Origin of the sequence: Streptomyces sp. NBC_00659 (assembly GCF_036226925.1) — a bacterium.
In the GTDB taxonomy this organism is placed as follows: Bacteria; Actinomycetota; Actinomycetes; order Streptomycetales; family Streptomycetaceae; genus Streptomyces.
The window spans coordinates 7,019,414-7,039,547 of the sequence record NZ_CP109031.1 but is presented as its reverse complement, the minus strand read 5'-3'; the positions used below and the strand labels follow the sequence as shown (position 1 = coordinate 7,039,547).

The 20,134-nt window shown below is 70.8% G+C and carries 18 protein-coding genes; 8 read left to right on the top strand and 10 right to left on the bottom strand.

Going from position 1 to position 20,134, the window contains the following annotated elements; translation table 11 throughout:
- Nucleotides 1–3: 3 nt before the first annotated feature.
- Both OG410_RS30780 and OG410_RS30775 read right to left on the bottom strand, forming a co-directional pair.
- A complete protein-coding gene (locus OG410_RS30780) occupies nt 4–213 on the bottom strand; it encodes a DUF397 domain-containing protein (protein WP_329302064.1) in 210 nt (69 codons plus the stop codon).
- Nucleotides 195–1,037 carry a helix-turn-helix domain-containing protein gene (locus OG410_RS30775; RefSeq protein ID WP_329302063.1) on the bottom strand — a complete coding sequence of 281 codons (843 nt, stop codon included), beginning with the start codon at nt 1,035–1,037 and terminating at the stop codon, nt 195–197. Before OG410_RS30775 ends, OG410_RS30780 begins: the two co-directional genes overlap by 19 nt.
- Before the next feature lie 372 nt (nt 1,038–1,409).
- On the opposite strand from OG410_RS30775, the gene OG410_RS30770 reads away from it, so the two are divergent.
- From OG410_RS30770 to OG410_RS30755, 4 genes are all read left to right on the top strand, one after another.
- Nucleotides 1,410–2,060 (top strand): hypothetical protein, encoded by a 651-nt coding sequence (locus tag OG410_RS30770; RefSeq protein WP_329302062.1) that lies wholly within the window; start codon nt 1,410–1,412, stop codon nt 2,058–2,060.
- A complete protein-coding gene (locus OG410_RS30765) occupies nt 2,060–3,136 on the top strand; it encodes a hypothetical protein (protein WP_329302061.1) in 1,077 nt (358 codons plus the stop codon). Before OG410_RS30770 ends, OG410_RS30765 begins: the two co-directional genes overlap by 1 nt.
- A 520-nt stretch (nt 3,137–3,656) precedes the next feature.
- Entirely contained in the window at nt 3,657–3,947 is a 291-nt protein-coding gene (locus OG410_RS30760; protein ID WP_443063815.1) for a hypothetical protein, read from the top strand.
- Nucleotides 3,944–4,186 (top strand): hypothetical protein, encoded by a 243-nt coding sequence (locus OG410_RS30755; RefSeq protein WP_329304492.1) that lies wholly within the window; start codon nt 3,944–3,946, stop codon nt 4,184–4,186. The genes OG410_RS30760 and OG410_RS30755 overlap by 4 nt, the downstream gene beginning before the upstream one ends.
- Nucleotides 4,187–4,362: 176 nt before the next feature.
- On the opposite strand, the gene OG410_RS30750 is transcribed toward OG410_RS30755, so the two are convergent.
- Both OG410_RS30750 and OG410_RS30745 read right to left on the bottom strand, forming a co-directional pair.
- Nucleotides 4,363–5,721: a sensor histidine kinase gene (locus tag OG410_RS30750; protein WP_329302059.1), complete on the bottom strand. Its 1,359-nt coding sequence runs from the start codon at nt 5,719–5,721 to the stop codon at nt 4,363–4,365.
- 215 nt (nt 5,722–5,936) lie between these two features.
- A complete protein-coding gene (locus OG410_RS30745; RefSeq protein ID WP_329302058.1) occupies nt 5,937–6,677 on the bottom strand; it encodes a response regulator transcription factor in 741 nt (246 codons plus the stop codon).
- 249 nt (nt 6,678–6,926) lie between these two features.
- Between OG410_RS30745 and OG410_RS30740 the strand changes: the two genes are divergently transcribed.
- Both OG410_RS30740 and OG410_RS30735 read left to right on the top strand, forming a co-directional pair.
- Nucleotides 6,927–9,224, top strand: a complete 2,298-nt coding sequence (locus OG410_RS30740) for an MMPL family transporter (protein WP_329302057.1) — start codon at nt 6,927–6,929, stop codon at nt 9,222–9,224.
- Nucleotides 9,225–9,271: 47 nt separating this feature from the next.
- Nucleotides 9,272–9,985 carry an LmeA family phospholipid-binding protein gene (locus tag OG410_RS30735; protein WP_329302056.1) on the top strand — a complete coding sequence of 238 codons (714 nt, stop codon included), beginning with the start codon at nt 9,272–9,274 and terminating at the stop codon, nt 9,983–9,985.
- Nucleotides 9,986–10,011: 26 nt separating this feature from the next.
- Here the strand turns inward: OG410_RS30735 and OG410_RS30730 are convergent, their stop codons facing one another.
- Both OG410_RS30730 and OG410_RS30725 read right to left on the bottom strand, forming a co-directional pair.
- A complete protein-coding gene (locus OG410_RS30730; RefSeq protein ID WP_329302055.1) occupies nt 10,012–11,340 on the bottom strand; it encodes a class I SAM-dependent RNA methyltransferase in 1,329 nt (442 codons plus the stop codon).
- A 115-nt stretch (nt 11,341–11,455) separates the two neighbouring features.
- Nucleotides 11,456–13,504 carry an APC family permease gene (locus tag OG410_RS30725; RefSeq protein WP_329302054.1) on the bottom strand — a complete coding sequence of 683 codons (2,049 nt, stop codon included), beginning with the start codon at nt 13,502–13,504 and terminating at the stop codon, nt 11,456–11,458.
- Nucleotides 13,505–13,964: 460 nt separating this feature from the next.
- Between OG410_RS30725 and OG410_RS30720 the strand changes: the two genes are divergently transcribed.
- Complete coding sequence (locus OG410_RS30720; protein WP_326785032.1) at nt 13,965–14,636, top strand: potassium channel family protein; 672 nt, start codon at nt 13,965–13,967, stop codon at nt 14,634–14,636.
- Nucleotides 14,636–15,316 (top strand): potassium channel family protein, encoded by a 681-nt coding sequence (locus OG410_RS30715; RefSeq protein ID WP_326785033.1) that lies wholly within the window; start codon nt 14,636–14,638, stop codon nt 15,314–15,316. The genes OG410_RS30720 and OG410_RS30715 overlap by 1 nt, the downstream gene beginning before the upstream one ends.
- Before the next feature lie 157 nt (nt 15,317–15,473).
- Here the strand turns inward: OG410_RS30715 and OG410_RS30710 are convergent, their stop codons facing one another.
- The 4 genes from OG410_RS30710 to OG410_RS30695 all read right to left on the bottom strand — a co-directional run bounded on the left by OG410_RS30710 (nt 15,474) and on the right by OG410_RS30695 (nt 19,994).
- Nucleotides 15,474–16,241 carry a DUF3159 domain-containing protein gene (locus tag OG410_RS30710; RefSeq protein WP_329302053.1) on the bottom strand — a complete coding sequence of 256 codons (768 nt, stop codon included), beginning with the start codon at nt 16,239–16,241 and terminating at the stop codon, nt 15,474–15,476.
- Between the two features lie 3 nt (nt 16,242–16,244).
- On the bottom strand, nt 16,245–16,643 hold the full coding sequence (locus OG410_RS30705) for an OB-fold nucleic acid binding domain-containing protein (protein WP_326785035.1): 399 nt from the start codon (nt 16,641–16,643) through the stop codon (nt 16,245–16,247).
- Nucleotides 16,644–16,770: 127 nt separating this feature from the next.
- Nucleotides 16,771–17,454 (bottom strand): response regulator, encoded by a 684-nt coding sequence (locus OG410_RS30700; RefSeq protein ID WP_329302052.1) that lies wholly within the window; start codon nt 17,452–17,454, stop codon nt 16,771–16,773.
- A complete protein-coding gene (locus OG410_RS30695) occupies nt 17,451–19,994 on the bottom strand; it encodes a sensor histidine kinase (protein ID WP_329302051.1) in 2,544 nt (847 codons plus the stop codon). The genes OG410_RS30700 and OG410_RS30695 overlap by 4 nt, the downstream gene beginning before the upstream one ends.
- Nucleotides 19,995–20,134 lie beyond the last annotated feature (140 nt).

Below are 20,134 nucleotides of genomic sequence, written 5' to 3'. Positions count from 1 at the left end.
TCGTCAGTCGCCCAAATTCCTGTCCCTGACGGCTGAAACGAAGGAGGCCCAGCCGGCCGCCGGGAACACGAGCGCGGGGCCGTGCGGAACCTTGCTGTCCCGTACCGGGACGACGGCGGCGAAGTCGTCAGAGACCTCGACGCAAGCGCCACCGTCCGAGTTGCTGTAAGAGCTCTTGCGCCACGTCACGACGCTCAGGTCGATGGATCGCACGGCACTTCCTCCAACATGCGCAGGACGAACTTCCGCGACTCGGCCGGGAGCAACGCCAGGTCACGGACTGCATCGTAGGCACCTTGCAGCTTCTCAACCGCAGCGCCGTCTTCGATCAGGTCACCCTTGTATGCATTCTCCGTGTAAGCCACGGTACGTCCGTGCGGCAGACGCAGGAACCACACGTCGGTGCTGTCGAGTCCGTACGGCCCAGCACTGAAGGGCAGCACCTGCACCACAATGTTTCGGCGCTCCGCCATCTCAGCCAGGTACTCCAACTGCCCTTGCCACTCAGGCGTGTTCAGCAGCGCCATGCGCAAGACCGCCTCGGAAAGAATGGTCCGGAACCTGGGCGCGTCCTCCCCCTCCAACAACTCCCGCCGCCCCATTCGAGCCTCGACCTGTTGCTCGAGCTCCTTCCCCTTGAGCCCGCCCGCCGCCAGCACCTCCCGGGCGTACCCCGGCGTCTGCAACAACCCCGGCAGGACGCTCACCGCGAAGTGCCAAAGGCTCACCGCCTCCGCCTCCAGCGCCATGTACCGCCGGTACCGCTCCCGGAACTGCGTATGGTCCCCTGCGGCCAGCTCCCACAACGCCAGCAGCAGACCCGGCGTCCCATAGTGCTGGTCCAGCGCCTGGACGACCTCCGGGCTGCCGAGCGTCTCGCCCTTCTCCATCTTGCCGAACAACGACCAGTCCCAGCCCAGCCGTTCGCCGAGCGCCCGCAGACTCGTCCCACTCCCGGCCCGCAGGGTCCGCAACTCCTCGGCGAACCGTTGACGGGGTTCCTGGCTACGGCCGGTGATGACGCGACGCTGCGGCATACCGCTCCCTCCGGGACGTTCGCATAACCGATGTGCAACGTGCGTGGAACCACCACCGCGCGACGGGCAAGCACGACCCCGCCCACAGCCCGGCCGCCACACTCAGGCACGGCTGATTCTCGTAACGACTGGACTACACAGCGTAATTCACCCGGCGCATCCGGGTGGTACCGGGACGACAGCGGTGAAGCCTTCAGAAGCCCCGACACGCGCGTCACCGTCCTGGTTGCTATCGGGTAGGTCCGTGACGACAGACCACCTTATGCCGACCGCCAGTTGCCCCTTCCTGACGGAATCTCAACTGGTGTCGCGACATGCCCCACGGATAGCGTTGGTTTACTTGCGCAACCCCCACCTCAACAGGAGTCCCAAGTGAACCGCCCCGCCCGGCTCGTCGTAGTCGCGCTCACCGCATCCACGGCCCTGCTGCTGACCGCCTGCGGCTCGGAAGGGGACGACGACTCGTCCTCGGACAAGATCAAGGGAGCGGACGCCGGTAGCGAGAAGACCTCAGCCGGCTCCTCGGCTCCAGCCTCACAGGACGCCGCCGGGCGACCGGAGATCACGCTCTCCAAGGAGTTCCAGGCGAACTTCGAAGGCTGGACGAACAGCGATCCGAAGCTCCAGGCGATCCTGAACGACGGCCGGGAGGAGCTGAGGTCGAAGTACGCGGCCATCATCGAGTCGAACCCGGACTCTGACGCCGTGGCGTTCTACAACTCGGGGGCCTCCCTGACGTCCGCCCGTAAGTGGATCAAAAGCTTCACCGACACCGACGACGGTCTGATCGGCAAGGTCACGGCCTACAACCCACAGGTCCACATCAACGACAGCGGTTCGGGCGTGCTCTTCTACTGCGTCGACGAACGCAAGGCCTCCACGAAGAACCGCAAAACCGGCAAGGTCACCGCCACACCCGACAAGCCCGAGTCCGTGCTGCAGTACCGCGCAAGGCTGGACAAGACCTCACAGGGCGTCTGGAAGAACGTGTCGCTGACGACAGTCGCCGGAGGCTGCAACTGATGCGGTCCACAGCGAGGGCCTGCGGCCTCGTCGTCGTATCCGTTTCCGCTCTGCTTCTCGCCTCCCCGGCGGCCTTCTCGATCGGCGACAAGAAGGGCCAGGCGCCCCCGCCTTCGGGCCCGTCCGGCGATTCGTCCGGCAGCACGCTGACCGCCAAAGCCACCGCCACCCAGATCAAGGTCACGCAGTCGAACGGCAGCACCTCGGGCACCTCACCCAAGGCCCTCGCCCCCGTGGACCCCAACTGGAAGCCCCCGGCGTGCTGGTACGAACCGGTGGCCACGCCGAAGGCACTCAAGGCGGCGGTGGACCGCCTCAAGAAGAACCCCAACACGGACCTGGTGCCCGTCACGCCCACGCTCAGTTGGGGCGAGGACCTGATGGTGGACCACTACGAGAAGGGCAAGGCGGAGAACGGCAGCGGGGACGGCTACGAGAACTACAACCTCGGCAAGGACGGCATGTTCTGGCGCGGGGTGATCAATCAGGACAGGGCGAACGACCCGGCGTCGTACGACTGCGAGGACACCCTGTTCTGGCAGAACGCCAGGACGCTCCCCGCCAACAAGCACGCCCCCACCCCTGACGTCCTCGCCGCCTACGCCTACAACAAGATCAAGGTTCCCGAGACCGAGATCGAGCTGAAGCCGGCCGCCAAGTCCACGGTCAACGTGCCGACCTGGGTGTGGCTGGACAAGGGCACCTTCAAGCCGGTCAAGGTGCGCGCGGAGCTGGCGGCCGCCGGAGTGTGGGCGGAGACGACGGCGAAGCCGGTCGCCCTCCACCTGAACCCGGGCACGGGCGACGCCCAGACCTCCCCCGCCTCCGGTGACTGCGCGATCAACGACGACGGCTCCATCGGCACCCCGTACACCAAGGGCGACGCCGGCAGGACCCCGCCGTGCGGCATCACCTACCTGCGTGCCACGGACGGGAAGCCGTACCGGCTGAGCGCGTCCATCACCTGGCAGATCTCCTGGCAGGGCAGCGGCGGCGCGGCGGGGAACCTGCCGGACGGCACGTTCGAGACCACCCAGGACATGAACGTCCAGGAGATCCAGTCCGTCAACCGCTGATCCGGATCAGTCCGCGGTGGCAGACGAGGACACACCATCGGAACGGGAGCGAGGGAACGGTGAGCGGCCTCTCCGTCGACCAGGCCACGCCCAGTTCCTCCTCGGCTGCTTTGAAGGCAGCCAATCCGACAAGATCACGGCGATCGGCTTCGAGTTCGGCTCCGACCTCCAGGCAACCGAGATGCCGAGCAGGAGCACCATCCGCCTGATCTTCGTCCGGAACGATTCCCCGACAGCTCGACAACGTGCCCAACCGACTCAGGACCGACGGCGCGCGGGAGGCCCACTCCTGCCGACGTGGGACGCTCCCGCCGCACGGTCCGGCACGACCCGCCTCCGAAAGACTCGCCGCCGGTGTGGAAGGTGTGGAACGACCATCGTGCCGCGGGGAAGCACAGCCCCATCCACGCAGCGGCCGTCCGCATCCGACCGCATTCTCGTAACACCCCGACTGCGCGGCGCAATTCGTCCAGCGCAGCCGGATGACGGATTCCGCAGGACCGAACCGACGAGGATGCCGATGCCCCCCACGCCCCGACACCCGGACCACGTGACGACGCCCCACCCCGCCACCACTCGGCACCGCCCTCCGACCGACACCCCGAAGATCCAGGAAGCCCTCGATGCCCGCGACGCGCTCGCCGACGCCCTGTCCCAGGCCGGCATCCAGCTTCCCGCAATGGACATCCGCACCCCCTGGGCGGACGACCGCAAGGCCGAAGCCCGTTACGCACTCGTCCATCTCGGTGTGTGCTCGGCCTCCGTCGCCCTCCTGCTCGCGGACGTGATCACGAAGGGGATCGCCGGGTGACCGAGGACGCCGACGGGGTCCCCGCCGTCGGTGCGACCGTCCACGACACCGCCCGCGACCGCGTAGGACGGGTCATGGGCCACAGTGGCCCGTACGTCCGACTCCGCCCGCTCGCCGGTGGCGTCGAATGGGACGCCGACCCGGACCGCCTCCGCCACCTCACCCCGGCCGAGTTGCTGAGCGCCCTGGTCGCCGAAGCGAACGCCCGGAGCAGACAGCACAGGTGGACCGGACAGTGACAGGACAGGGGGACAGCGCACCAGCCGTCCGAAGCCGGACCCCCGGCCCCCGCCCACCCCCGACCATGCCGACTCCGTACCGATCCCCGCCCCTGATACCCCGGCGGCGGCCGGGGCGACGGCCGGCAACGGTGCGCTCCACTCCCTATTGCCGTGAGTCGCCGCTCTCAGCGCGACTACGAGGTGGCGTCGGCAGCTACGGGAGCACGGTCCGGTGGCAGGCGTACGGCGAAGCAGGCGCCGCCTTCCGGGCCGTGGCCGGTCACGCTGATCGTGGCGCCCAGCCGGGTTGCCAGCCGGGCGGCGATGGCAAGGCCCAGGCCGCTGCCGACCGGACGGGTCGTCCGGTAACGGTCACGCAGGGCACCACGCTCGAAGGCCACCACCTCGTCCTCCGGTTCGAGGCCGGGACCGCCGTCCCTGACCTCGAGTTCAAGGCCGGCGCCGTCCGTCCGCAGTGCCAGGACGACGGGAGCGCCGGCCGGTACGACGCGCAGTGCGTTGCCGATCAGACCGTCGAGGAGCTGTCGGACCCGGAACCCGTCGGTCACGATCCGGACGGGGCCGTCGGGGAGTTCTGTGCGCAGCGGAACGCCGTAGGTGTCGGCGCGGGCCCTCCAGGCGGCGGCCGCCTCCCGTACCACCTCGGCCAGATCCGTGCGGGCCGGGGCGAGCCGGAAGTCATCGGCCTCCAGCCGGGCCAGTGCCAACAGGTCGCTGGTGAACGCCTCCAGACGACGCGTCTCGGCCAGCAGCGTCGCTCCCACCTCGGTTGTCTCCCCGGCCCCGACCACCCCGTCCGCGAGGGCTTCGGCATACCCGCTGACCACGGTCAGGGGTGTGCGGATCTCATGCGAGACCGACAGCAGGAAATCTCGCTGGCGCCGCTCCCCGTCGGCCAGCGCGCTGTCCAGCACGGACAGGGCCCGCTCCAGTTCCGCTGCCTCGACCGTGCCGCCCGGGGGCTCGGGAGGCAGTCCGCGTTCACCGGCGGCGAGCCGCCCCGCCACCGAGGCCGCCGTCGCCAGGGGGCGGGCGATCCGCCGAGCCGCGAGGGCGCCGGCCAGCGCCGCACCGAGCAGGCCGATCAGCAGGGGCGGAACGAGTGCCCGCCGTGTTCCGTCGACGGCCTCCGCGACGTCGGTGGCGGGGCGGGTGAGCACGGTCGCGCCGCCGTCCCGGCCCGGACGACCCTCGACGAGGAGCCGCTCGCCGTCGAGTGTTCCCCAGGTGGAGAGGCGGTGAGCGGCGAGGAGAGCGTCCCGGTCGTCGTGGTCGAGCACGGCGGCGGCCGATCCGCTGACGGAGCCGTCCGGTGCGACCGCCGCAACCCGGACCCCCGCGACCCCGGCGTACGGGCCGGCGCTCCGGGCCAAGGCGGCCGACACACCCGGCAGCTGGGCCAGCACCTGCGCCTGGTGCCCGAGCTGATCGCGCTCCCGGTACTCGGCCTGGCGGCCCGCCGCCTGCCAGGCGGCCACCCCGGTCAGGCCCACCGCGACCAGCGCCACCGCGCTGGTGAGCGCGACCAGCACCCGGCGCAGCGACGCCGTTCGGCGCTCGCCGCGCGACCAGCGCCTGAACGGGAACCCCGGCCGGCGCCCGCCCCGCGTCCCGGCGGGGCGGCACGTGGGACACCGGTCCGATTCCGGCCGTGCACCGGCGGGAAGATCCGCGCCGGAACCCGGCTTCCGCGCGGGCTCCTCCTCGTACCGCGGCGCCGCGCTCCGGTCGCCCGGCACGGCGCCCTTCACCCGGCCACTCGGTAGCTGTAGCCGACGCCGCGCACGGTACGGATCGGCACGGCGTCGCCCAGTTTGGACCGCAGCTGGGAGACGTAGACGTCCACCACCCGCCCGTCGCCATAGTCCGCGTGGCCCCATACGGAGGCCAGCAGTTGGGCCCGGCTGAACACCTGACCGGGGCTGCGCGCCAGATGGTGCAGCAGGTTGAACTCGGTCGTGGTCAGCTCCACCGCGGTGCCGTCCACTCGCACGGCGCGGCGCAGCGGATCGACGACCATCCGGTCCCGGACGAGCGGCCCCGGCGTCGGAGGCCCGGCGGTGCGGCGCAATACCGCCTTCACCCGGGCGACGAGTTCCCGCGGGGAGAACGGCTTGGTGACGTAGTCGTCTGCGCCCAGTTCGAGGCACAGGACGCGGTCGGCCTCCTCGTCCCTCGCGGTCACGAGCAGCAGCGGAGTCCAGTCGCCGGCGGCCCGCATCCGGCGGCAGAACTCCACCCCGTCCACGGCGCCGGGAAGACCGATGTCCACCAGCACCGCGACCGGCCGCAGCCGGGCCAGCTGCGCGAGACCGGTCTCACCGTCCGCCTCGACATGCACCCCGAAACCCTCACGGGCCAGATAGAGCCGCTCCAGCTCGGCGATCCCGCGCTCGTCCTCCACCACCAGCACCAGTCCGTGCCCGGCGCGGGACCCGGGCTCGGGCGGGCCGGACGGTATCGCGTCGGCGGGGTCCTCGGTCGGCATAGGCTGCTCGCCCTCTCTCGGCTCCGGCGGCCGGGGTCGACCCGGCAGGCACACCGGGCCGCGTCCGCTCGGTGTGCCTGCGGACCAGCGCTTTCGTCCTGCGATGCTAACGCGGCCGAACGCGCCTCCCCGGCCCCGGCGATACGGCCTCACACTCCCCGAACATTCGCCGAACACTGCGTTCGTGACCCGGCACGAGACTGTGGCCGCGGCATCGCCGCACCCCCGTCCCCTGCCTTCAAGGAAGCAATGTCCACCGCACAGTCCTCCGCCGACTCCTCCCCGCCACCGTCCGGCCGCCGGCCGGGCGTGCTGTATCGCACCGGTCGCTGGTGTGCGCTGCGTCCGCGCCGGGTCGTGGCCGCCTGGCTGCTCCTGCTCACCGCCGCCTTCGGCCTGGCCCACGCCTTCGGCGGCGCTTACAGCGACGAGTTCTCCCTGCCCGGAACCCAGGTGCAGACCGGCACCGACCTGCTGAAGGTGCACGCCTCCGGCGTCGGCAGGGGAAGCCAGTCACCCCTCGTCCTGCACACCGCGCACGGCACCGTCGACGACCACCGACAGCAGGTGGAGGCAGCCGCCGCGGACCTCGGCGAACTGCCCCACGTCCTAGGCGTTCTCGACCCGTTCGCCGCCCCGGCCGAGGCCGGGTCGCTCTCCGCCGGCGGCCGCACCGCGCTGCTCCAACTGTCCCTCGACGCCAACCCCGCCACCTACGACGCCGACTGGCTCGGCCAGGTCGACCGGGCCGTACAGGATCTGCGCGACGACGGCGTCCAGGTCGAGTACGGCGGACAGCTCGGGCAGGCCGTGAAGGACACGAGCCCCGACCGGCTGCCCGAACTCATCGGCCTGGGCACCGCCGTCCTCGTCCTGCTCGTCGGCTTCGGATCGGTCGCCGCGGCCGGTATACCGCTGGTGGCCGCGGTCGCCGGCCTCGGCGTGGGCCTCCTCGGCCTCAAGATCCTCGCCTCACAGGTGGACTTCGCCACCACCGCCCCCACCCTGGCCAGCATGATCGGCCTCGGCGTGGGCCTCGACTACGCCCTGTTCCTGGCCACCCGACACCGACGCCTGCTGCGCGACACCGGCAGCGTCGGTGAGGCGGCCGGCCGTGCCGTGTCCACCAGCGGACGCGCCGTCCTCGTCGCCGCCTGCACCGTGGCCGTCGCCCTGGCCGGACTCGCCGCCTCCGGCATCGACTTCCTGGGCGCGCTCGGCGCCGCCGCCTGCGTCACCGTCGTCACCGCCGCGCTCGCCTCCCTCACCCTCACCCCCGCGCTGCTCGGCTGGTTCGGCCCGCGCGTCGACCGCTGGCGCGTCCGCCGCCCCGTCGACGAACCGGACGGCGGGCGGGACTTCTGGCACCAGTGGGCCGACGGCATCCGCCGCCGCCCGATCCAGGCGCTGGCCGCAGGACTCGTACTGCTCTGCACCCTCGCGGTGCCCGCCCTGTCCATGCGCACCGCCCACATCGGCTCCGGAGCCGCCGCGGCCGACACCACCGCACACCGGGCGTACGACCTGGTGTCCGACGCCTTCGGACCTGGCGCCAACGGCCCGCTCACCCTCGTCGTCACCCTCGCCCCGGACCCCGACGCCGACCGCTCCCGCATCGCACAGGACCTCAGGAGCGCGATCGCGGCGGACCCACGCGTCGCGTCCGTCGGCACACCCACCGCCACCGCGGACAAAGCCCTGCTCACCGCCACGATCAAGCCCCGCAGCGCCCCGCAGGACCAGGACACCGCCGACCTGGTCCACGACCTCACGGACACCGTCCTGCCCCGCACCCTCGGCCCCGAGGGCGCACACCGCTACCTGACCGGACCGACCGTCGGGCAGATCGTCTTCCGCGACCAGCTGGCCGACCGGCTGCCCTTGGTCGTCGGCGTGGTCGCGGCGGCCGCCTTCGCCCTGCTCACGCTGGTCTTCCGGGCCCCTGTCCTCGCGCTCAAGGCGGCCCTGCTCAACCTGCTGTCCATCGGCGCGGCATGGGGCGTACTGGTGGCCGTCTTCCAGTGGGGCTGGGGTTCCTCGCTCCTCGGCGTCCATGAGCGGGTCCCGATCGAGCCCTACGTCCCGGCGCTGATGTTCGCGATCGTCTTCGGCCTCTCCATGGACTACGAGATCTTCCTGCTGTCCCGGGTCCGCGAACTGTGGCTGGCCGGCAAGAGCACCCACACCAGCGTGGCCGAGGGACTGGCCGCCACCGCCCGGGTGATCACCTGCGCCGCCCTCGTGATGACCAGTGTGTTCCTGGCGTTCCTGCTCAACGACAGCATCGTCGTCAAGATGCTCGCCCTCGGCCTCGCGCTGAGCATCGTGCTGGACGCGACGGTCGTCCGCCTCGTGCTCGTCCCCGCCGCCATGTACCTGCTGGGCACGGCGAATTGGTGGCTGCCGAAGTGGCTGGACCGACTGCTCCCGCACGTCGACACCGAAGGCTCTGCACCGGCCGCACCGGTCACAGCGCACACGGCCGACCCGGACGAGGACCCGGCGACAGCGGCCGTCGGAGTGCTCACCAAGGACGGCGACCGGTGAGGGGCCGATGCCTATCGGCCCGTCGCGGGCGCCCGCAACGCATTGCCGTGGCCGCGGTGGCGGTGCTGACGGTCGTCTGCGGAACAGGCGAGGCCGTCGTCCGGCACTCCGTGGCCGACCGGGTGTCCACCGCCCTCGACGGCCGCCTGGGCGACCGGCCGGACGTCTCACTCGGGTCACGTCCGGCGTTGCCGGCCCTCCTCGACGGCACGCTTCCCTCCGTGACCATCGCAGGACAGGCGGACGCGGCCGGTTTCACCGGCGTACCTGTCACCGTGCGGCTCTCCGATGTCACCGTCGACCGGGCCCGGCACACCACCCGGGTGTCCGGCTCCCAGGTCACCGCCGAGGTGTCCACCGACGCCGTGACCCGGCGGATCACCTCAGGAGACGGCAAGGGCACGGGGAAGGGCAAGGGCGCGGGCATGGTCTCCGCCGTCACCGCGGATCCCGCGGCAGGCACCCTGGATCTGGCCGTCCAGGGCGGCCTCGCCACGATCCAGGTCCGGCCCACCGTGACCGACGGCAGGATGAAGCTCTCGGTGACCGACGGTCAGGTGTTCGGCTCCGCCGCCCCGCCGGCGCTGCTCGACCGCGTGCAGTCGGCCATCGACGCCCTCCCCGCACCGGACAGACCCAGAGGCCAGAAGGGCGCCACCGATGCGCTCGGCCTTCGGCTGACGGAGGTCACGGTCACCGACAGCGGGCTGCGAATCGATCTCACCGGCGGCAGGGCCGAACTCACGCACACAGCAGACTGACGGATCCGATGTGGCAGAACCGCAGGTCAGGCGTCCTTCTTCACCGGCTCCAGAATCGCCACGCACTCCACGTGATGCGTCATCGGGAAAAGATCGAACGCCCGCAGCGTCCGCACCTTGTATCCGCCGTCCCGGAAGTACGCGATGTCCCGGGCCAGCGCCGCCGGGTCGCAGGCCACGTAGGCGATCTTTCGCGCGCCCAGCGACGTCAGGTGCTCGACCGTCTTCTTGCCGGCGCCCGCGCGGGGCGGGTCCAGGACGATGAGGTCGACCTCGGAGATGCCGGTGCGCGGGAGGATCGCCTCGACCTTGCCCTGTTCGATGCGGACGCGGTCGAAGCCGGCGAGGTTGTGCCGGGCGTCCTCCACCGCACGCTTGCCGGACTCGATGCCGAGGACCGCGCCCTGGTCTCCGAGGCGGTCGGCGAGGGCGCCGGCGAAGAGGCCCACACCGCAGTAGAGGTCGAGGGCCATGTCGCCCTTGCGCGGCAGCAGGCCCTGCATGACGGCCTTGACCAGGGTGTCGGCGGCCATCGGGTGGACCTGCCAGAAGCCGCCGCTGCCGACCCGGTGGGTGCGGCCGTCGGCGCGCTCGCGCACGAACGCGCGGCCGTGGACGCGGTGGATGCCGCCGTCCTGTTCGGCGACCCGCATCACGGAGACCGGCTTGTCGAGTTCGACGAGGGGCAGACGGGCGCCGGGCCGGGGTTCCAGGATCACCATGCGGTCCTGGGAGCCCGTCGCGGCGATCGCCTCGACGGCCTCCATGCCGGACCAGTCGCGCTCCTCGATGCCGAGTTCGGTGATACCCGGGGCGGCGATCATGCAGCGCTCGATCGGCTCGACCTCGTGCGAGCGGTGGCGGCGCAGTCCGGCGTTGCCGTCCGGGTCGACGGCGTACTGCACGCGCGTGCGCCACTGCGGCACCTCGCCCGCGGGGAGCTTGTCGCCCTCGGCGGGCATCACCGTGCCGTCCCAGCCGGCCTCCTCGGGCGTGAGGCCCGCGAGGCGCTGCAACTGCTCGGCGATGACCTCGCCCTTGAGACGGCGCTGCGCTCCGGGCTTGGCGTGCTGCCAGTCGCAGCCGCCACAGCGGCCGGGGCCCGCGTACGGGCAGGGCGCCTCGACACGGTCCTTGGAGGCGTCGATGACCCGCACGGCGTCGGCGCGCAGGAACCGCGCGCCCTCCTCGCCCTCGGTCACCCGGGCGACGACGCGCTCACCGGGCAGCGCGTGCCGGACGAACAGGACCTGACCCTCGTCCGTCCGGGCGATGCAGTGCCCGCCGTGCGCCACGGGGCCGATCTCGACCTCGTACTCGTCCCCCACCAGCGAATTCTTCGGTTCTGCCTGCATGGTGGGGTGACTCCAGATGAGAGGGGGGAAACGGCCGGACAACAGCCGTCCAGTCTACGTGGTCACGGCGCCGCCCCGCCCCGTCCGTGAACTCGCGACGCGCTTCCCGCCCCCGTCAGTCCTTCTGGGTGGGCTCCTTGGGCCGCACCTGGGCGGGGCCGCGGCGCACCGCGCCCGGAGCGTTCCAGTCCTGCCGCTTGCGGGCGCGCAGCTTGGCGGCCTCGGACGACTCCAGCTGGTAGGGGACGGAGGTCACCATGACGCCCGGGGTGAACAGCAGGCGGCCCTTGAGACGCAGGGCGCTCTGGTTGTGCAGCAGGTGCTCGTACCAGTGGCCGACCACGTACTCGGGGATGATCACGGAGACCGCGTCGCGCGGCGACTCCTTGCGCAGGCCCTTCACGTACTCGATGACGGGACGGGTGATCTCGCGGTAGGGCGAGTCGAGGACCTTCAGCGGTACGTCGATGCCGCGCCGCTCCCACTCGTCGCGCAGGATCTTGGTCTCGGCCGGGTCCACGTTGACGCTGAGCGCTTCGAGGGTGTCGGAGCGCAGCAGCTTGGCGTAGGCGAGGGCGCGCAGCGCCGGGCGGTGGATCTTGGACACGAGAACGACGGAGTGGACGCGGGAGGGGCGGACGCTGTCGTCGGACGGTCCATCGGGGGCGGCCAGCTCCTCCGCGACGCGGTCGTAGTGCTTACGGATCGCGGTCATCGTCGCGTAGAAGATCACCATGCCGAGCAGGGCGACCCAGGCGCCGTGGGTGAACTTGGTGACGAGGACGACGACCAGGACCAGCCCGGTGAAGAAGGCGCCGAAGGCGTTGATCGCGCGGGAGCGGATCATGTGGGTGCGCTTGGCCTGGTCGGTCTCACTGGCCAGATGGCGGTTCCAGTGGCGGACCATGCCGGTCTGGCTGAGGGTGAAGGAGACGAAGACGCCGACGATGTAGAGCTGGATCAGGCGCGTCGAGTCGGCCCCGTAGATGATGACGAGCATGCTCGCGGCGCCGGCCAGCAGCACGATGCCGTTCGAGAAGGCCAGGCGGTCGCCGCGGGTGTGGAGCTGGCGCGGCAGGTAGCGGTCCTGGGCGAGGATCGAGCCGAGCAGCGGGAAGCCGTTGTACGCGGTGTTCGCGGCCAGGAACAGGACGAGGGCGGTCGCGGCGGCCAGCAGGATGAACAGGAAGCTGTCCTTGCCGAACACGGCCTCGGCGACCTGGGAGATCACCGGGTTCTGGACGTAGTCGGCACCGACCGCGACACCGTTGTGGATCAGGTCCGTGGCGGGGTTCTCGGCCATGCGCACGTTGGTGGCCATGGCCAGGGCGATGATGCCGCAGAACATGGTGACGGCGAGCAGACCCATCGCCGCGAGCGTGCTCGCGGCGTTCTTCGACTTCGGCTTGCGGAACGCGGGGACACCGTTGGAGATCGCCTCGACGCCGGTGAGCGCCGCACAGCCGGACGAGAAGGCGCGCAGCAGCAGGAAGACGAGGGCGAAGCCCGCGAGCCCCTGGTGCTCGGCCTTGATGTGGTACTCGGCGGTCGGCGCCTGCATGGTGTCGCCGAGCACGAGCCCGCGGAAGGCACCCCAGGCGATCATGATGAAGACACCGGCGACGAAGACGTACGTCGGAATGGCGAAGAGCTTTCCGGACTCCTTGACTCCGCGCAGGTTCATCAACGTGAGCAGCACGATGACGGCGACCGCGCAGGAGACCTTGTGCTCCACCACGAACGGCACCGCGGAGCCGAGGTTCTCGATGCCGGAGGCGATGGAGACGGCGACGGTGAGGACGTAGTCGACGAGCAGCGCGCTGGCGACGGTGAGACCGGCCCGCGGACCCAGGTTGGTGGTGGCGACCTCGTAGTCGCCGCCGCCGCTCGGGTAGGCGTGCACGTTCTGGCGGTAGGAGGCGACCACCGTGAACATCAGCACGACGACCGCGACCGCGATCCACGGGCTGAAGTGGTAGGCCGACACGCCCGCGATGGAGAGCACCAGCAGCACTTCCCCGGGCGCGTACGCCACGGAGGAGAGCGGGTCGGATGCGAAGACGGGGAGGGCGATGCGCTTCGGCAGAAGCGTTTCCCCCAGTCGGTCGCTGCGCAGTGCACGCCCGATGAGGATCCGCTTGGGCACGTCGGTCAGTTTGGACACAACAGGGAATCGTAAAGGTTCGAACTGGCTGTCGCCCACCCGCCATCCCCATTCGCCACATCATCTGCTCTCCGGGTGAAAACGGGGTGGGCTCCGGCTGCGGATTCCGCAGCACCGGAGATCCACGTGTCTATATGACAAAACGCCACCGCCGACCGTCCTGGAGGACCCATGCATCTGACCGCTGAGCTCGTCGGCGCGGCCGTCGCACTGGCCAGCCTCGGAATCCTCACCCTCGCGAGTGTTCGCAGCATCACACGGCGCTGAACCCCACTCACCGTCACTCACCGCCGCCCACCGTCACTCACCGCCGTTCATCGCCGCTCCCCGAACGTTCCGCGAAAAAGGCACAGGTGAACCCGCGCAACGGTGCCCCCGGCCGACCGTGCGTGTGTAGCTTGGGCGGCGGTCTGAGACCCTGTTTAGCCTGAGCCGTAACCATTCATGCGGAAGGACGGTCGTGCACATCGTCATCATGGGCTGCGGAAGAGTAGGTTCCGCTCTTGCCCAGAACCTGGAGCAACAGGGGCACACGGTCGCCGTGATCGACCAGGACCCCACCGCCTTCCGGCGGCTGGGCTCCGGGTTCGGCGGCCGTCGTGTCACCGGAGTCGGCTTCGATCAGGACACCCTGCGCGAGGCGGGCATCGAGGAGGCCGGCGCCTTCGCGGCGGTCTCCAGCGGTGACAACTCGAACATCATCGCCGCCCGGGTGGCCCGCGAGATGTTCGGCATCGAGAACGTCGCCGCCCGCATCTACGACCCGCGCCGCGCCGAGGTCTACCAGCGCCTCGGCATTCCGACCGTCGCCACCGTCCGCTGGACGGCCGACCAGATGCTCCGCCGGCTGCTGCCCTCGGGTGCCGAGCCGCTGTGGCGCGACCCCACGGGCGGTGTGCAGCTCGCCGAGGTGCACACCTCCGTCGCGTGGGTGGGCCACAAGATCAGCCGCCTCCAGGACGAGACGGGCGTACGCGTCGCTTTCCTCACCCGGCTGGGTGAGGCCGTTCTGCCCAGCTCGCAGACGGTGCTGCAGGAGGGCGACCTGGTGCACGTGATGATGCGCACCGACGAGGTGGACAAGGTCGAGGCGGCGTTCGCCAAGGGCCCTGAGGAAGAGGCGGGGCACTGATGAGAGTCGCCATTGCCGGTGCCGGTGCCGTGGGCCGCTCGATCGCGGGCGAACTGCTGGAGAACGGCCACGAGATCCTGCTGATCGACAAGGCGCCGACCGCCATCTCGGTCGAGCGCGTCCCGCAGGCGGAGTGGCTGCTCGCCGACGCCTGCGAGATCACCTCCCTGGACGAGGCGGCGTTGCAGCGCTGCAACGTGGTCATCGCGGCCACCGGGGACGACAAGGTCAACCTCGTGGTCTCGCTGCTCGCGAAGACCGAGTACGGGGTTCCGCGCGTCGTCGCCCGCGTGAACAACCCCAAGAACGAGTGGCTGTTCAACGAGTCCTGGGGCGTGGACGTCGCCGTCTCCACCCCGCGTCTGATGTCGGCGCTCGTGGAGGAGGCGGTGAGCGTCGGCGACCTCGTACGGCTGCTGCGCTTCAGCCACGGCGACGCCAACCTCGTCGAGCTGACCCTGCCGCCGGAGTCCGCCCTGGCCGGCACGACCGTCGGCGACGTCGCGTGGCCGGAGGACACCTCGCTGGTGACCATCATCCGCGGCACCCGCGTCCTGACGCCCTCCCGGGAGGACTCCCTGGAGGCGGGCGACGAGCTCCTCTTCGTGGCCGCCCAGGCCCGTGAGGAACAGCTCGAGGACCTGCTGTCGGTCCGCCGCGACACGAGCACGACGAAGTAGCCGTTCCCTTCCGTCGGCGGTACGGCGATACGGCCGTCCGCCGGCGGGAAGAGGATGCGCGCCGTGGTACGACGATGGGGGCGCCCGGAGAATCTCCGGGCGCCCCCATCGTCGTACCACGGTCAGTCGCCCGGAGGCGTCCGCACAAGCACCCGGCTCACGCCTCGCGGCGGTGGCGGGCCGGAGCCGGGGCGTCGCCGCGTTCCTGGGCGAGGGCGGCCTTGCGCTCCTTCTCCGCCTGCTCCTCGGCCTCCATCTCCGCGAACACGTCGATGGGCGGCGGCGCCTTGGCGAGGAAGACCCAGGTGAGCCAGACGGCGAGCAGGAACGGCGGGATCTTCAGAGCGATCAGGACCCAGCCGAACTGGGCGGTGTCGCCCCACCAGTAGAGCGGGAAGAGCACCGCGCACTTGGCGAGCAGGATCAGGCCCCAGGCCCAACTGGCCTTCGCGTACGCCTTCTTGCGGCCGGGGTTGCGGGTGCGCCAGGAGAGGTTCTCCTTGAAGACCGGGCCGAGCATCAGGCCGATCAGCGGGACGCCCACGAGGGTGGTGACGATGTAGGCGATGGCGAGACCGAGCGTGTAGAGCATGCCCGGCAGGTAGAAGTCCTTCGCGTTGCCCGTCATCATCGCGAAGACCACGCCGAAGGCGACGCCGAAGACACCGCTGAAGGCGTGCTTCACGGTGTCGCGCCGCACCAGGCGGACCACGACGAGCAGCAGGGACACCGCGAGTGCGGCGATCGCCGCCCAGTGCAGGTCCTTGTTGATCGTGAAGATGGTGACGAAGAGCAGGCCCGGCACCACGGTTTCCACCATGCCGCGCACGCCGCCGAACGCCTCGAAGAGTGCGGCCTCGGTCACCGCCCGTGCATCCTGCTGGGCGTCCTGGGCGTCTTCGGTCGGCTTGTCGAGCGACGTCACCGGCTACTCCCGTCCGAGGGGTCTGAGTTCGTACTTCGGATTGAACAACACCCTACGGCCCCGGCTCATCGCGATACGGCCCGAGGCGATCAACTTGCGTCCGGGCTCGATGCCGACGATGGAGCGGCGGCCGAGCCAGACCACGTCCAGGGCGGCCGAGCCGTCGAACAGCTCGGCCTCCAGAGCCGGGACACCGGCTCTCGGCCGCAGAGTGACCGTGCGCAAAGTACCAGTAACCGTGACGATCTGCCGGTCGTGGCAGTCACCGATACGGGTACAGCCCGCGGTCGCGGTGTCCTCCCGCAGCTCCTCGGACTCCAGGTCCTGCTGGGACGAGGAGAGCCGGTCCATCATGCGCCGGAAGCGGCCCGCCGGCTTTTCGGAACGAGGAACAGCACTCATACCGAAAGCGTACCGGGGGGTGCTGACAGCTTCGTACCCGCGGCGCCGCTCCCCGAACCTGCCGCGGGATCCGCTCGATCGGGCGACCGCCGCGTCTCGCACGGACGATCCGCGGGGCGTGATCGCGTCACCGTTCGAACCTGTATCCCATACCCGGCTCGGTGATGAAGTGCTTCGGGTGCGAGGGGTCCACCTCCAGCTTGCGGCGCAGCTGGGCCATGTAGACCCGCAGATAGTTCGTCTCCGTCCCGTAGGACGGGCCCCAGACCTCCTGGAGCAGCTGTTTCTGGCTGACGAGCCGGCCGGTGTTGCGGACCAGCACGTCCAGCAGATGCCATTCCGTGGGGGTGAGCCGGACGTCCCGCCCGTCGCGGTGCACCTTCTTCGCCGCCAGGTCGACGGTGAACCCCGCGGTCTCCACGATCACGTCGTCCTCACCGCCCCCGGTGGGCTCCGCGCGGCGGACGGCGGCGCGCAGCCGGGCGAGCAGTTCGTCCATGCCGAAGGGCTTGGTGACGTAGTCGTCGGCGCCCGCGTCGAGTGCCTCGACCTTCTCGTCCGAGGAGTGCCGGGCGGACAGCACCAGGATCGGCACCCGGGTCCAGCCGCGCAGCCCCTTGATCACCTCGACGCCGTCCATGTCGGGCAGGCCGAGGTCGAGCACGACGACGTCGGGGTGACGCGCGGCGGCGAGCTGGAGCGCGGTGGCTCCGTCGGGGGCCGCGTCGACCTCGTACTTGCGTGCCTTCAGGTTGATGACGAGGGCTCGGGTGATCTGCGGCTCGTCGTCGACCACGAGGACCCGGGTCATGAAGCCTGCCTTTCTGCGACTGCTGATCGGGCGGCCAGGTCGGGCCGGCGGTCCACCGCCCGCACCGTGAGCACCATGGTGAGTCCGCCGCCTGGGGTGTCCTCGGCGTTGAGGGTGCCGCCCATCGCCTCGGCGAAGCCTCGGGCGACCGCGAGGCCGAGGCCCACTCCGGTGCCGCGCGGGGCGTCTCCGTACCGCTGGAAGGGCGCGAATATCCGGTCCTTGGCGTCGTCCGGGACACCGGGGCCGCGGTCCACCACGCGGACCTCCACGCGGTCGGCCATGGCGCTCGCGGCGACCAGGACGCGTTCGTCGAGGGGGCTGTACTTGACGGCGTTCTCGACGAGGTTGGCGACGGCGCGCTCCAGCAGTCCGGCGTCGACGGCGACCATCGGCAGGCTCTCCGGGATCTCCAGGACCACGCTGTCCTCGGGGACACCGCCGAGTGCCATCGGGACGACCTCGTCCAGGTCGATCTCCCGGATCAGCGGAGCGACCGTGCCGGTCTGGAGCCGGGACATGTCCAGCAGGTTGCCCACCAGGTGGTCGAGGCGGTCGGCGCCGTCCTCGATGCCCGCGAGGAGCTCGGCCCGGTCCTCCTCGGACCAGGCCACGTCGTCGGAGCGCAGGGACGACACCGCCGCCTTGATCCCGGCGAGCGGGGTGCGCAGGTCGTGGCTCACGGCGGCCAGCAGGGCGGTACGGATGCGGTTGCCCTCGGCCAGCACCTTGGCCTGGTCCGCCTCGTGCTGGAGGCGCTGGCGGTCCAGGACCACCACGGCCTGCGCGGCGAAGGCGGCCAGCACCCGGCGGTCGGAGGCGGGCAGCACCCGTCCGGACAGGGCGAGCGCCATGTGGTCGCCGACCGGCATGTCGACGTCGGCGTCCTCGGGGCGGGTCGCGGGCGCCGGTCCGGCGCTGCCCGCGCACGTCCACGGGTCGACGTCACCGGCGCGCTCCAGCAAGGCGACCGATTCCATCCCGAAGGTCTCCCGGACGCGCTCCAGCAGGGCTTCCAGGCTGGTCTCGCCGCGCAGCACGCTGCCCGCCAGGAAGGAGAGGATCTCCGACTCGGCACGGAGCCGCGCCGCCTGGTGCGTACGGCGGGCCGCCAGGTCCACCACGGACGCCACGGAGACTGCGACGCCCACGAAGATCACGATGGCGACGATGTTCTTCGGGTCGGCGACGGTCAGCCGGTGCAGGGGCGGTGTGTAGAAGTAGTTCAGGAGCAGCGAGCCGAAGGCGGCCGAGGCGAGGGCCGGGAGCAGCCCGCCGAGCAGGGCGGCCGCGACCGTCACCGCCAGGAACAGCAGCATGTCGTTGGCGAGGCCGAGGTCGATGGTGTTCAGCAGCAGGGCCATGACGACGGGGCCGCCGATGCCGATCGCCCAGCCCCAGATGATCCGGGAGCGCCCGAGCCGTACTCCGCGGGCCACCGGCAGACCGCGCCCCTTGGCGACCTCTTCGTGGGTGACGATGTGGACGTCCAGGTCGGGGCCGGACTCCCGGGCGACCGTGGCGCCGACGCCCGGACCGAAGACGTACTGCCAGGTCTTGCGCCGGGAGGAGCCGAGCACGATCTGGGTGGCGTTGACCCCCCGCGCGAAGTCCAGCAGGGAGGCGGGGATGTCGTCGCCGACCACGTGGTGGAAGGTGCCGCCGAGGTCCTCGACCAGGGTGCGCTGGACGGCCAGCTCCTTCGGCGAGGCGGAGGTGAGGCCGTCGCTGCGGGCGATGTAGACGGCCATGACCTCGCCGCCCGCCCCCTTCTCGGCCAGCCGCGCGGCGCGCCGGATCAGCGTCCGGCCCTCCGGACCGCCGGTCAGCCCGACGACGATCCGCTCCCGGGATCCCCAGATCTTGGAGACCCGGTGTTCGCTGCGGTACTCGGTCAGGTATTCGTCGGCCCGGTCGGCCACCCACAGCAGCGCGAGCTCGCGCAGGGCGGTGAGATTGCCGGGCCGGAAGTAGTTGGACAGGGCCGCGTCGACCTTGTCGGGCTTGTAGATGTTGCCGTGCGCCATCCGGCGGCGCAGCGCGGGCGGCGACATGTCGACCAGCTCGATCTGGTCCGCCCGACGCACCACCTCGTCCGGCACGGTCTCGCGCTGCCGCACACCCGTTATCGACTCGACGACGTCGCCCAGTGACTCCAGGTGCTGGATGTTGACGGTGGAGACGACGTCGACGCCGGCGGCGAGCAGCTCCTCCACGTCCTGCCAGCGCTTGGCGTTGCGGGAGCCGGGCACGTTGGTGTGGGCGAGTTCGTCCACGAGGGCGACGGCCGGGGCGCGGCGGAGCACGGCGTCGACGTCCATCTCGGTGAAGACCCCGCCCCGGTACTCCAGCTCCTTGCGCGGAACCTGCTCCAGGCCGTGGAGCATCACTTCGGTGCGGGGCCGGTGATGGTGCTCGACGAACGCCACCACGCAGTCCGTCCCGCGTTCGACGCGGCGATGCGCCTCGGAGAGCATCGCGTAGGTCTTGCCCACGCCCGGTGCCGCACCGAGGTAGATCCGAAGCTTGCCGCGTCCCATGTGCCTATTGTCTTCCTGTCACCACTGTGTACGCAGCGTCGACCTTACGGCCGGAATTCCCGGTGAACAGGACGATCGCCCCGCCGGGGAACGTCCTTGACGCAACCCTGATGCCCCGCGCGGCCCGGCACGGTTCCATG